This is a genomic window from Paenibacillus sp. J22P59 (assembly GCF_059383895.1).
Map to the genome: position 1 here is coordinate 37973 of NZ_JBXENX010000002.1, position 14972 is coordinate 52944.

The following is a 14972-nucleotide window of genomic DNA, read 5'->3' on the forward strand; positions in this document are numbered from 1 at the left end:
CACCCCTTTTATTTAAATCTTCAAAGTTTCATCCATTTTGCTAATCAACAACTGAATAATAGGGGAAATATTATCATTAAGATAAAAGTGATCGCCTTGGAACAGATGGTAGCTGATCGTATTGGACGCATACCTCTTCCACGCATAAAGCTGTTCTATACTGACGGTAGCGTCATCAATACCGCCAAGCACACTTACTGGGCATGCCATTAGCTTCTCAATTATCGTTTCCTTTTCGCTGTAGGATCCTACGAGCTGAAAATCAGCTCGTAGAAGTGGCATTAACAGAGTAATTAGATCAGGGTTATCAAATACGCCTTCTGTTGTTCCGTTCAGCTTCTTCACGTATTCAATAAACTCAAGATCAGGCAATTTATACGCAGGCTGATCAAAGTTCAGCTTATGCGGTGCAGGAATGCTCGATAAGAATAACCAGCTAGGCTGTATGTTCCTGCTCTCTTGAATCGCCTTGGTCAATTCATAAGCGACTAAAGCCCCCATGCTATGCCCAAAAAAACAATAAGGTATAGTCAAAAACTCGGAGATAGCAGGAGTTAGTTCCTGCAAAAGCTTCTCCATGCTTTTATAAGGAGCCTCCCTCATACGGTTTTCCCGGCCTGGCAGTTGAATAGCAAATAAATCTATATCCGCTGGCAGCGATTCCAGCCAGCTTCTGTACATAGTAGCTCCTCCGCCTGCATAGGGAAGAACGAATACTCGGAACCGAGCCTGCTTGCTATGTCTCCATTTTTGTATCCATATCGTAGAGCCCTCGTCAGGATGCAACTTTGCCACGCTCTCTTCTTAGCCCGTCTGCAGCTGCAATTGTTCTAATTCTTTAGCAAGAATAGACTCAGTGCGGGTTATTGCAATCAGTTCTCTGCATCGGTCTTTTATTTCGTTCGATGGGACTCTCTTGCATAAGAAAATGTGGTTAACTAAACCATATGCCTTCGTAATATCACTATGCTGAAGCTCTTCAGCTTTAAGCTGTAATTGTCTAAGCTCCATAAAAGCATCCGAAACCTCTTTTTCTAGAGCCTTATACTCTGGATTACGATTCTTAGTTGAAATGGAATATACCAGACTTCGATTAATAAAGGACAGTAGCTCTGGATTGTTAGCAGAAGATGCATGGATGCCATCTTTTGTCGTTAGCTGAATCACCGCTTCAATGCTCTTCGCTGTACTCGTAGAATAGCAAGGAATAGCCGGATAGCTTTTAGCCAGCAGCTTTGTCAATACTTGCTTGGGACCGATCTCTATCACAGCACCCAGATTAAGCTCGTTCAAAGCCTTCATCGTCTCTGTCCACCGCACTGGTTGTACAAGCTGAGCAATTAGAGTCTCCTCTAAATGCTCTGTTGAATGGAATTGTGCTGTAACATTAGAGTATACCGGCACTTGGAGAGACTGGAACTGTACCGTCTGTTTCAAATAGTCAGCCAGCTTCTCAGAAGCACCAGACATCAGCGGGCTATGGAAAGCCCCGCTCACATCAAGCCCTACAATGATTGCGCCTTTGTCCTCAAGATAACGTCCTGCCTCTTCCACTGCTTCTGCTGATCCCGATATAATCGTTTCATCTGCTGAATTGTAATTCGAGATCGATACAAGCCCATACTGTTCAGAAACAATGGCACAGGCTTTCTCAATTTCGTCCGTATGGATTCCAAGCACAGCCGCCATTTTTCCAGATGTATGCTTAGAGCATTCTGACATAAATAGACCGCGATAGTGAACAAGCTTGACCGCATCCGCTAGAGATAATCCGCCAGAGCATACAAGCGCCGAATATTCCCCTAAGCTATGTCCTGCCATACAAGCGGGCTCCAATTGAGTATGATTGCGCAGAATTCTATATATGGCTATGCTCGTCGTTAGAATTGCAGGCTGAGCATATTCGGTTCGAGTTATAAACTTCTGATCATAGGAGCTGCACAGCTTTAACACATCAAATTGAACAGCCTCGCTTGCTTCTTCGTAGGTTATTCTTGCTTCGGGATAGTTATTGATTATATCCTTTGCCATACCTGCATATTGCGATCCTTGGCCTGGGAATAGAAACGCTGTCTTCATTTATTATCCACCCCTCTTCGAACTCAATTTGGCCGCCTATTTCATTTTATTAATCAACATCATGGCTTCATCTAGTGAAATTCCATCATTGTCCAAGTTATCAAGTACGTCCATTAGCTTATCTTCGTCTGATTCTTCTGTCTCAAGTTCATGATCCTGCTCTTTACTCTGTTCCTTCAAATAGCTCGCAATCAGGGAAGGCGTTGGATAGCTATAGAGGTCAGCAATTTCGAAGCTGTCTAACAGCTCGGTGTTAATCATCTTAATCATTTTTACTGCGCTTAAAGAGGTACCTCCAATATCGAAGAAGTTAGCCTCGGGATCAATCTCTTCGAAACCTAGAACTTCAATCCAGATTGTCTTTAGACGGTCAATAATTTCTTCGACACTTAATTCGGCAAGTACAGGCAAGGAGGAATTCACTCCACCTTCTATATCTCCAGAGCGATTAATTTCCAGCAGCAATTCCTCTGAGAAATTAATCTTTATAATTGGCAGCAAGGTTTTCATAACCTTTAAATCGAAATCCGCAATCACGACGAGCCCCATATCCTTTTGGAGAGCCAAATCGAAGCAAGCTATGAAATAATCGTAATTCAGCGGTGGAATCATAGTATCTTTAATTAAATATTCATGTTTATCGCCGGTAAGAATCTCTGTTAGGTTTAACGTAATGGTCTCTCTGCCTTGCATGGTTCTGTATTCTCCGAATGCATCTAAAAACATATTAACTGTCGTACAGTCACTATTTTTCGGCCCGCCCATAATAGATGAAATAGAAGAGAAATTAATAAAGAAGTCTAGGTTCTCTTCTTTTGTAAATTCATCCAATAACCACGCCCCTTTAAACTTGCTTAGAACGGCAGCCTCGAATTCATGCTCTGGCATATCCTCAATCATTTTTCCGTATATTTCTTTGATGGCAAAAATCACGCCATCGATTTTCCCATAGGAATGATGAATAGTATCGAGTGCTGCTTGCAACGATTCTGGACTCGTAATGTCGGTATCCAACACTAGTACTTCAGAGCCACTCTTTTCAATCTCTTGAAAGCTTGAGATTTGATTGAATAATCTTGTATTTTCATCTTCTTTTCGCAATACATTTTCCCATTCGCTCTTCATAGGCAAACGGCTTCTATTCAACATAACCAGCTTCACTTTTGCTCTTCTCGCCAAATACTTGGCGACCTCTACACCAAGATATCCAGCACCTGCAATCATATAAACGCCGTTTTCCTTAATAGGAACTTCACGGTCCTTAACTTGGCCAAGATCGACTCTATTCAGCGTTTGCGTATAACGGTATCCCTGACGATGTACGGCCTGCTCTTCTCTCTTGCTTCGTGTGAGAAGCAGCTCCTGCATCACTTGCTCTACACTGCTCTCAACCGTGTCATATAGCGGATCGATATCAATAGAAAACGCCGATAGCTTCGGGTACTCTTGTGAGATAACCTTTGCTAGACCTGGCAAGGCAGCGCGCGTTGGATACAACTGAGTCTGTTGATTCTGAATATGATAGGCATAAGAAGTAATCACATTCATTTGGAAGGTTGCGTTTACTTTATGTTTGATCATTGCTTTAATCATATACAACAAACTGTAGGACCCTTCATACTGCGAGCAAGCTATAGCGTCCAAAGAAGACAAGCTGGTATCTTCTGCACCGCTATTCCATAAATGAATAATCCCTTTTAAGGCATTCAAGCGGTCTACACCAATAACTTCCATGAGAAACTCATAATCTTCTTGAACAGTAGGGTTGATCAGATAACGATTATCCCCTAAATTTTCGAATTTCGTTCCCACGGCTACTTGAATAACCAATTGCTTCCGGTCAAGTAATTTCCCCGCTAGTTGTTCGGAAAGCGGATCATTATTGACGAACATAAGCCACTCATCATTGGGCTGTAATTGATCTAATTGTGATGCATCAATAGCTTGCTCATTCCATTGCGGCTTGTACAAAAACTGACTAGCCTCATTAACTACGGCTGTACTCTCTTTGAGCGTTAGCTTAGGCCAGTATCTTTTATGATCGAAAGCATAAGTAGGTAAAGAAGTTTTCCGGTATGGGGTGTTCTTGTAATAATAATTCCAATCAATGAGATCCCCACTAACATAGTGCTTTAATAATTGTTCGTGATTGCCATACTCTATTCTCGCCTTTTCCAAATCACGAACTTGAGAATGGTCTCCCTCTAGAATCGTGTAGTGTATATTCTGCTTCTCCAAAGAATTCAGTACTTCCTCATAATTATCCCTCGTCAAGCATACCTCTGATAATTTGAGAATCAGTTCTTCCATGGATTCTGCAATAATGGCGATTCGATGAGCATAGTGCTCCTTGCATGCGTTAACCGTATAGCAAACTTCATCCAGACGGTAATTGCTGTTCTTTTCAAAAAATTGCTTATAGCGGTATACCGTATCTACGAGCGACTTATCATTTTTGGCGGATACAGTAAATAATTGCGGTTTGCCCTGCTCCTCTTGTAGTACTTCTATTGAAGGGGCTTCTTCAATTACAACATGACAGTTCGTACCGCTTATTCCAAAGCTGCTAATCCCCGCTCGTCTGATCTGCTCCGGTGATGACGGCCAATCAGCCAATTTATTGTTCACATAAACCGCAGAATCCTGGAAGTTAATAAGCGGATTAGGCGTATTAAAATGAAGTGAAGCTGGGATTTTTTTATTTTTCAGACATAGAACAGCTTTGATAAGTCCCGCTATGCCGGCAGTTGCATCCAAATGTCCAATATTGGTTTTAACAGAGCCTATCGCACAGAACTGTGTTTTATTCGTATGCTTTTTGAAAGCACTGCTAAGCGCCTGAATTTCTATTGGATCACCTAACTTCGTCCCCGTACCGTGAGCCTCAATGTAGGAGATCGTCTGCGGATCAACCCCCGCATTATTCCAAGCCTGCAGGAGAACATCTATTTGTGCTTCGGGATTCGGAGCCGTAATACCATTAGAGCGTCCGTCACTATTAACAGCACTTCCCTTAATGACAGCATGAATGAAATCCTTATCTTTTAGAGCATCCTCCAACCTCTTTATAAGGACAACTCCAACCCCTTCCCCGATATTCGTTCCATCGGCTGACGCATCGAAGGATTTGCAACGGAAATCACTTGCTTCATTACCGACTTTGGCATCTTCCTCAAAGATCGGAAGTAAAATTGTACTTACTCCCCCTACCACAGCCATGCTGGAATCACCGCTAGAAATTGACTTGCATGCTTGATTTAAGGCAACCAATGATGAAGAACAAGTCGTATCCACTAGAACACTCGGGCCTTTTAAATTAAAGTGATAAGAAACTCTCGATGGAATAACAGCACTTAATGTGCCTATCTCAACATTAGCGTCCTTAGCGGAAAATAATTGTTTGTAGGAACTATCCGAGGAATGCCCTAGAAACACCCCTGTCCGCGAAGCACTCAATTTGTCTCGCGTATAGCCGGCATTCTCAAAAGCTTCCGCCACGGCCTCAAGAAATAGACGCTGATCCGGATCCATAGCTAAAGCTTCAGCAGGTGTAATTTGAAAAAACACAGGATTAAACAGATCAATGTGGTCCAAATACCCTCCCTGTCTCAGCGAAACATCTTTATAGCGCTCATGGATATCATGATTTACTTGCAGAACATCCTTCACTCGATCGGTGGGGAAGTCTGCAATCGCATCTGTGCCTGATTCCAGCATAGACCAATACTCATCTACCGAATTTGCTGAAGGAAATTTGCAGGACATGCCTACGATAGCGAACTCTTCCTTGCTCTGCGTATTTTGTATACGCTTGTTCTTTTCTTTTTCCGCTTCCATAATTTCCTGAATATATTGCGTAGCATCTTCTTTTTCAATTTTTTTCGATTCCAACTGCTGCAAAATAAACTTTTTAATTAACTCCACCTGACAGCCTCCCTAATATAACAACGAATTTCAGGAATTTAGCGAATTTAGTCTTTCCTGCGCTTCTTCCCAGCCAATTGTACCCGCAGCGAGATCATCCATTATTGTTGACATTTGCTCTTCAATGGACACAGGCTGTTCCTTCTTCGAACGAATAAAGTGAGACAACATTTGAATCGTATGCTGTGAGAATAAATCAGCTACAGTAATTTCAACCTGATACCTTCCATTCACTTCATTAAATAATTGAAGCAGCAGGATGGAATTGCCTCCTAAGTCAAAGAAGCTCTCCGAAATGCTTCTAACAGGAATACCCAGCACACGAGTCCATATGGTTAGCAGCTCCTCTTCGAGCTCTCCATAGGAGGCTGCAGCAGGCGGACTTGCCTCTTTATTCCTCAAGGCTTGTTCGACCAGACTTTTACGGTCTATCTTTCCATTCACGGTGAGCGGCATCTCTGGCAGCGGTACGAATATAGTAGGCACATAATTTCGCGGCAGTTTTTCAGACAATCTCATAATCAGATCATCCTTCTTTGCCGTTCCTACATAACAAGCGCACAATCGTTTTTCCAGTCCCTCTCCCAGAGGAATGACGGCTGCCGTTTCAACTCCTGCCAATCCTTTAAGCACGCTCTCAATCTCTCCCAGCTCAACCCTTATTCCACCGAGTTTGACCTGACCATCATCCCGTCCTATGAATTCGATGACCCCTTCATCTGTCCATCGTGCATGATCACCTGTTTGATACATTCGACTTCCTTCTAAGAACGGATCGGGCTTGAATTTCTCAGCAGTTAGTGTCTCGTTATTGAGATAACCCCGAGCTACACCGGAACCACCGATGTATAATTCACCCTCAACGCCCATAGGAACGGGATCGCCATTATCATTTAGAATATAAAAGAGAGTATTCGCTAGCGGCTTACCGATTGGAACATTGCCTGAACGGAACGTTGGTATCGGCTCTTTGGAGAAAAAATAGCTGGAATCTATCGTTGCTTCCGTTACGCCATAGCTATTAATGATCTCCATATCTCCTCCAAACCTCTCCCGCAGACGTTGATACTCAAATAATGAAAGCGTGTCGGATCCTAGGATGAGCAAGGACAAACTCGGCAATGAAAGATGTTGTCGGTACACATAGTCCATTAAAGGCAAGATCAGTGCAGGTGTGGATTCGAACAATGTTATTCGCTGGTCTCGCAACAATTCATAGAGCTTAGGCAATTCCATTCGCACATGATCGGGGCAAATAATCATCGTACCTGAGCAAATCAATGTTCTTGCAAGGTCTCCGGTGAATACATCAAAGGAAAATCCTGCTACCTGCAGCAGACGAACTTCACGTTCGGCCAACCTATATTCTTGCTTCCAGCAATGGGCTATACTCACAAGATTTCTCTGCTCAATCATGACTCCTTTAGGTTTTCCTGTTGTTCCTGATGTGTAAATGACGTAGGCCAAATCATGCGATGCAACATTTATCCTAAGGTTATCTATAGGCTCTTGCCGGAAGTCCGCCATTTCGAGCTCGACAATGACCTGTTTGATTGCACCTAGCTCTTGTAAAACTGTACTGTATTGCCTTTCTGTCACCACGAGCAGCGGCTTAGCGTCAGCGAGCATGTATTTGATTCGGTCCATAGGATAGACGGGGTCCAACGGCAAGTAGGCTCCCCCGGATTTCATAATTGCAATAATAGCAATAATGGCTTCTATGGATCTTTCCAAGTAGACCCCTACAATGGTCTCTGAGCTTACTCCTTGCTTGATTAAATAGCTGCCAAGCTGGTTGGCCTTTTCATTTAATTCACGATAGGTTATGGATTGGTTACCTGATATAACAGCAATCGTATCCCCTTTAAGCTCCGCAGCTTCTTCGAGAACTTCATAAATAAGGCGACTATTGTGGTCCACGCTTCTATGATCAAAATCTTGATTTAGAGTTTGAATAAGCTCCTTCGTCTCTTGTGGGGATTGATTCCGCAAGTCCTCCAGTGCTACTTCTCTATCGCTTACAAGAATGGATAGTATACTTGAAACATTGTTTAATAGACGCTGAATTAGAAAACTCGACAATTGTTTCGCGTCGTATGTTAAATCTAGTGTGAATGTCTCTCCTGGTTGAACCGTCAATGTGATCGGATAATTCGTCGTTTCTCTCATCAGAGACTCATCCAGTTGGATTGGAAGCTCGCTCTCATCACCATAAGTTCCGATAGGATAGTTCTCAAATACAAGAAGACTCTCGAACATCGCGACTCCTTGAGGAACCTCGCTCCACTCTTGAATGCTGGTGAGCGGCGTATACTCGTACTGCTGCGATTCCAACTGCTGAGTCTGAATGTCTTTAAACCAAGCTAATGCCTTCTCACCTGGCTGAAGTTTCATTCTGGCTGGTAAAGTATTAATGAACAAACCGATAATTTCATTGACTCGAGGCATATCCGTTGGGCGACCCGATACCGTTACTCCGAACAGGACATCCCTTTCGTTCGCATACCTCGACAACAGAATAGCCCAAACCCCTTGAAAAATAGTGCTTAGCGTAATTTGCTCTTCTTTGGCAAAAGCGACGAGCCTTTGCGACAAAGAGGCTGACATAAGATGCTTTTCTACTTTGTAATTGATTTCTTCTCTGTTTTGCACACTTGTATAGCTTCGAATAGAAGTGGGAGCTTGGAATCCCTTTACATATCCACTCCAGAAGGTTTTGGCCTTCTGAATATCCTGCTTCTTAAGCCATTCAATATAATGTCCGAAAGGAACAGGATCGGTGTAGGAACTTTTTCCGTTATTAGCATGCGCCTCATACAAATGGAATACCTCGTCAAGCAAGATAGATTGTGACCATCCGTCCAGAATAAGATGATGATGGCTCCATATTAATAAATACTCTTCATCCTTTAAGTGGAGCAGCAGCAGTCTCATTAAAGGAGCTTGCGTCAGCTGAAATCCTTTCTTCAAATCCTCTTCTGCGTAACGTGCACATAGCTCTTGCTCCGTAAATTCCGAATCTCTTAAATCAATCCTCTCAACCTCTATCTTGACTCTTCTGTGAACAAGCTGATGAGGCTGCTCCAGGCCTTCCCAATGGAAAGAGGTTCGCAGCACAGCGTGGCGATCAACCACTGCCTGCCATGCGTACTTAAAAGAGTCAATATGGAAAGAGCCTTTGATACGAGATTGGAATTGTTGGAAATACAAGCCCGAATCAGGGGCAAGCAAGGTGTGGAACAGCATTCCTTGCTGCATAGAAGATAATACATAAATATCTTCTATTTCTTCTGCTGCTGCATGTAGATGAGCATTGTTAAGCAATTGATCGAGCTCCTCATTGCCGAGCTCAGCATGAGGGAAATCGGATGCTACAAGGCAATATCTACCTTCATGAAGACAGTAATTTATAAGCACGCTAATCGCTTCTTGATATAGCTTGAGAAAGCGATTCACGGTTGCTTCCCGGTAACGCGCTTCACTATACCGAATATGAACATGCAGTTGATTAGCCGTTATTTGTGATGTTATTTCTAACAAATACGGCATTCTAGCATCAGGGCTTCTATATAGTCCTGCATTCCCAAAAACAGGATGCACCAGCTCTTGCTCGGTCTGATTTGAATCTGTCCTGCCCAAAAAATTATATAAAATAGAATGTGTTGACTCGACTATACTTCTCTTTTTATTAGGGCTATTCGACAAATAGGTAGACAGACCGTATCCAATTCCTGCATTCGGGATAGACCTAAGCTTATGCTTTACATTCGCTATTACTTTTTGAGGATCATCCGTTCCAATCTCGTTCATCACAACGGGATAGATGGATGTGAACCACCCTACTGTACGGGATAGATCAATTCCTTCCACAACCTCTTCTTCTCGCCCATGGCCCTCCATATCTACCGCTATCGGACTTTCACCCAGCCATTGGAACAAAGCCATATCAAGAGCAGCTACCAGAATTTCATTGGTTTTGGTTTTGGAATGAATGGGAACAAGGCTCATAAGTGCCGTTGTTTCTTTTTCCTCAATGATTGCTGTCACTGTATGCGCCGTTGACTCGATTGCCGGGTGGGATACAAACTCAGCCTCTAGGGCTAGCTGCGGCAAATGCTGCTTTTGCTTGTCCCAGTAGGTTAAATCTGTCGCTTTACTATTTGCCATCTCGCTTAATTTTTTAGACCATATTTTGAATGAAGAGGTTTTATATGGTAATAAAAAGGCGCGCTGATCCTTCAATTGCTTACAAAGCGTGTTTAAGTCCTCCAGCAATATTCTCCAGGATACAGCATCAACAACCAAGTGATGAATAGCAATGAAAAGGTATGGGTTACGATCTGGACCATGATCAATATACAAACTGCGAATGATTGGACCATCTACCAGATTCAATGCTCCTTGACATTGACTCGCGTGTTCAGCAACAGCTTCGCTTCTTTCCTGCTCCTGCAAGTCTGCAACCGATATAGTTGCAAAAATAGCATGGGCTTCTTCGCTAGCAACATATTGTATCCATTGCCCATCCTGTTTTCTATATCGCATTCGCAAAGCATCATGATGCTCAATAAGCTTGTAAATCGCCTTCTCAAGCATGGTTGCATCAATGGAGTGATCAACCTGAAATAAAAGAGCTTGATTCCAATGATGCATATTCTGGAATTGTTGATCAAAGAACCACTGTTGGATTGCTGTCAAAGGTAACTCACCCGTTACTAGCCCCTGCTCTGCATCCGTCTTTTGTCTCGTATCTGCGACGGCTGCCAGCCTGAATATAGTCTGATGTTGAAAAACATCCTTCGGTGTAAAGGTCAGCCCTGCTTCTCTAGCTCGCGATACGATCTGAATACTTATAATCGAATCTCCGCCAAGTTCGAAGAAATTATCATGTATTTGAATATTAGCAATGCCAAGAACTTCTTCCCAAATGGCTAATACTAATTTCTCTGTAGATGTCATAGTTCCTGAAGCTTCTTTTCTCTCTTCAACCCGCGATTTTTTCAGGCCTGATAAGGCTTTGCGGTCGACCTTGCCGCTGGAGGTTAATGGAATCTCACTTATAGCAACAAAGAAGCGAGGTATCATATATTCAGGCAGCTTATGGCCTAACCATGTTCTTAGCTCTGCTGCTGGAATATCCTGATTGCCCTGCGTAATGATATATCCAATCAGCCTAGCTCTACCTTGATCATCATATTCCGCATTAACGACACCATTTCTAATTTGGGCATGCTCATTAAGCACGCTTTCGATCTCCCCAAGCTCGATCCGCAATCCATTCACTTTAACTTGGTGATCTATCCTCCCCAAATATTCGATCGTGCCATCCTCTTGATGTTTTGCCAAATCACCGGTCTTATACAATCGTTTCGTAATGGTATGATCCAGCGAATGGATAATGAATTTCTCATTCGTAAGATCCTCCCGATTGACGTAAGCACGAGCCAGCCCTATTCCTCCAATATGCAATTCTCCTGGAATTCCGAATGGCACCACGTTCAAGTGAGCATCCAAAATATAAACCTGCATATTGCTTATTGGCTTTCCTATCGTTAATGCCTTATTACCGTTAAGTGTACATTCTTCCCACGTTACATCAATTGAAGCTTCCGTCGGTCCATAAAGGTTGAACAGCCGCGCATCCAGCTTAGTCAAGCATTGTTCTTTTAATTCATAAGTAAGCGCCTCTCCGCTGCAGAAGATTTGCTTCAAGGAATAGCTGCCTGATAAGTTCTTCTGCTCCAAAAAAATCTGCAGCATAGACGGCACGAAATGGATCGTCGTGATTTGCTTTTCAGCTATCGTTCGAATCAAATACTCAGGGTCATGATGTCCTTCAGGCTGCGCAACTACCAAGGCTGAACCATACATTATTGGCCAGAAAAACTCCCATACCGACACGTCAAAGGTATAAGGTGTTTTTTGCAATACTCGATCTTCGGCCGTCAGTTTAAATTGTCGCTGCATCCAGGCGATGCGATTGTACACTCCTGCATGCTCAATAATTACGCCTTTTGGTTTGCCAGTAGACCCCGAAGTATACAAGATATAAGCAGCGTCGCTTAACGAACTGGATACCTCGGCATTATCGGTGCATTCCGATTTATAAGTCAGATCCTCATCTACGTTAATTGTTTCAACCGGCAGCTCTGTGAACAAATGATCAAAAGCCTTATGAACAATAATCCATTGAATCGCTGAATCGCTGACTATATAATGCAATCGTTCATTCGGAAAAGTTGGCTCCAGCGGAACGTATGCTGCTCCGGCTTTAAGAATAGCCAGCATTGCAATTACCATCTCTAGAGAACGTTCCATGCTTAGCCCAACTGCACTATTCGGTGTAATGCCCTTTCGTAGCAGATACCAGCTCAGTTGGTTAGCACTATCATTCAATTCCGAATAGGTTATTGCTTCTTCCCCAAAGATTACTGCTGTTGCATCTGGTGTAGCTCGAACCTGCATCTCTATCACATGATGGATACATTGAACATCGAATTGTTCCGAGGTATCATTCCAATCGTGTACGATCATTCTCCGCTCTTGTGTGGAGAGCAGTTGATATTTCTCTATTCGACAGGCAGGATCAAGAACAATCTGCTCCAACAAAGTCTTATAGTGCCTAATCAAGCCATTCATTGTCTCTGCTTGAAAGAGGTCTGTTCTATACTCCAACGTACCTGCTAATGTCTCTGCTGTATCTAACAGATGCAGTGTTAAATCATATTTTGCCGTCTTGGACTCCACTTCTGTTCGTTCAATTTCAATGCTGCCCATATAATCGTTGCCTGCTTTAACGGTCTGAACTTCAAACAGTGCCTGAAACAATGGTGTGTAAGCAGCAGATCTTACAGGCTTTATGGATTCAATGACCTTTTCAAATGGAACATTTTGATGGGAGTAAGCCTCCATGCAACGCTTTTTCACCCGTTCCAAAAGTGCTTGAAAGGTTAGATCCCCTGACAAATCTGTACGTATCGCAATATTATTCAGAAAGCAGCCTATCAATCCTTCCGTTTCGGCAACGACACGATTCGCAATAGGACAACCAATTACAATATCGTCCTGCTGCGTGTAACGGTGCAATAATAAATTAAAGGCTGCGAACAAGGTCATAAATAACGTTGCGCTATTTCTCTGACTTAATAGTTTAAGCCTTTGCAGCAATTCTGCATCGAACTCGAATTTGATCGTATCTCCCTGAGAGGACTGGACAGCCGGCCTAGGAAAGTCTAGTGGAAGCTCGGTAACCTCTGGAGCACCAGTTAATGCTTCTTTCCAATAATTCAAATCATGATCAAAGAGTCCCTTACTAATTCCCTCCCTTTGCCAACAGGCATAATCTATGTACTGAATTTCAAGCTTAGTTTCTTGAATTTCCTCCCCTGTGCTTAAAGCTTGATATATATCGGACAGTTCTTTGATAAAAATAGCAAAAGATAACCCATCTCCAACAATATGATGCATCGTTATCAAGAACAGATGCTCGTTCTCTGTTCGTTGGACCAAAGTCGTCCGCAGCAATGGCGCTTCATCAAGTTTCAATGGGTTTTTAATCTCTTCGCTGTACAGTCTTTGAATGACCTCTTCCTGTTTGTCCTCTTCCAGTTCTCGGACATCTATATAGTTCATCTTAAATCTGTGATGAGGGACGATGAATTGAGCTGGCTGTCCATTCGTTTCAACATAAGTACTTCGTAATATCTCATGCTTTTGAATCATTTTATTAATGCTTTCTTCCAAGAAAGCTTGGTTAACGTTCCCTCTCATCATGCATGACCACGTAGAATTGTAAGCAAAGCTGCCAGGCTCGAATTGCTCAAGAAACCAAATTCGCTCCTGTGAGTAAGATAAAGGATAGGCCTTAAGCTCACTCCGCTCTACTTGTGGAATTCGCAGAGTACGTCCATCCCCTTGTATACTGCGATTTTTCAATTTCATAGCCAGCAGCTTCTTTTGTTCATCTGTTAGTTTCTCGATAATCCGGCTAGAGGATTCGATTTCACCCTTCATCACTTACCTCCATTTGCGCTACTCAATCTTATTGAGAAATTGTATGACTCTTTGTTCATATTCGCTTGTATGATCTTTGTAGCTGCTTACATGACCTGACCCAGGGGCCAGCCATAATTCTGCTTGGTTTTCCGGAAGATTCTCATATATCGCAATTGAATTTTGATACGGTATTGATGAATCCCCTTTGCCGTGGATAAGCAAGATCTTTTGCTTGTCGTTTAATTTGCTGACGGCCTGCAGGGGGCTTACATCATCCAAATCGATACCAGTTAATAAAGGAAGTATGCCAAGTAGTAATGGGGTGAATGGAAAATTGGGAAGACCGGACCAAAGCGATAAATTGTTCGAAAGAAATGGTTCTAGGCTGGAAAAGGAGCTGTCTGCCACTACAGCGTCAATATCTGGATTTTCTCCAGCACTCAAGAGGGCTGTCGCTGCTCCCATTGAATATCCCATAACGATAATTTTGTCATTGGGATTCAATTCTTTGGCTTTAGCGACCGCTCCATTGACATCCTTTCGTTCATGGTACCCAATGCTGCTCAGCTTCCCATCTGATTCCCCGCTAGCACGCATATCGAACATTAATGCATCAAAGCCCAGAACCTGCAAATTTTTCGCCAGTTGTAATACTCCAATTCCTTCATCTGAGCGATTTGCATTGTAACTGTGAACAAAGACAATCGTTTTGCCTTTAGGAGAATAGCCGTTCTCTTCTGATGAAATAAACCAGCCTCGCAATTCCAAACCATCAGTGCTTTGGAAGGAAACGTCCGAATATTTCATTCCCTCTGATTCCGGTGTGAGATTCAAAGGCAATGGGGTAGGGTGCGTTAACACCCAGCCCACGTAGGTAGAGATACCCGTTACAGCCAGACAGGCAATCAGAAAGAGAATAATCGCGATGCGAATAAGTTTGCTGCTGCTTGCCTTCCGAAGAATAGGTTGCATTC

At 42.9% G+C, this 14972-nt stretch carries 5 protein-coding genes; all 5 read right to left on the reverse strand.

Annotation, left to right across the window (positions count from 1 at the left end; translation table 11 throughout):
- Positions 1–12: 12 nt before the first annotated feature.
- The 5 genes from AC50YO_RS03525 to AC50YO_RS03545 are packed head-to-tail and all read right to left on the reverse strand — an operon-like array spanning position 13 to position 14970.
- Complete coding sequence (locus AC50YO_RS03525; RefSeq protein WP_494843309.1) at positions 13–795, reverse strand: thioesterase II family protein; 783 nt, start codon at positions 793–795, stop codon at positions 13–15.
- A 9-nt stretch (positions 796–804) separates the two neighbouring features.
- On the reverse strand, positions 805–2079 hold the full coding sequence (gene fabD, locus AC50YO_RS03530) for an ACP S-malonyltransferase (RefSeq protein WP_494843311.1): 1275 nt from the start codon (positions 2077–2079) through the stop codon (positions 805–807).
- A gap of 36 nt (positions 2080–2115) precedes the next feature.
- Positions 2116–6003 carry a beta-ketoacyl synthase N-terminal-like domain-containing protein gene (locus tag AC50YO_RS03535; protein WP_494843313.1) on the reverse strand — a complete coding sequence of 1296 codons (3888 nt, stop codon included), beginning with the start codon at positions 6001–6003 and terminating at the stop codon, positions 2116–2118.
- A 30-nt stretch (positions 6004–6033) separates the two neighbouring features.
- Positions 6034–14016: an amino acid adenylation domain-containing protein gene (locus tag AC50YO_RS03540; protein WP_494843315.1), complete on the reverse strand. Its 7983-nt coding sequence runs from the start codon at positions 14014–14016 to the stop codon at positions 6034–6036.
- Between the two features lie 18 nt (positions 14017–14034).
- Positions 14035–14970, reverse strand: a complete 936-nt coding sequence (locus AC50YO_RS03545) for an alpha/beta hydrolase (protein ID WP_494843317.1) — start codon at positions 14968–14970, stop codon at positions 14035–14037.
- Positions 14971–14972: the final 2 nt, after the last annotated feature.

Bases quoted from the DNA above. Each gene is read 5' to 3' on its own strand.
- AC50YO_RS03545 (WP_494843317.1), bottom strand. From the start codon at position 14,970: ATGCAACCTATTCTTCGGAAGGCAAGCAGCAGCAAACTTATTCGCATC.
- AC50YO_RS03540 (WP_494843315.1), bottom strand. From the start codon at position 14,016: ATGAAGGGTGAAATCGAATCCTCTAGCCGGATTATCGAGAAACTAACA.
- fabD (WP_494843311.1), bottom strand. From the start codon at position 2,079: ATGAAGACAGCGTTTCTATTCCCAGGCCAAGGATCGCAATATGCAGGT.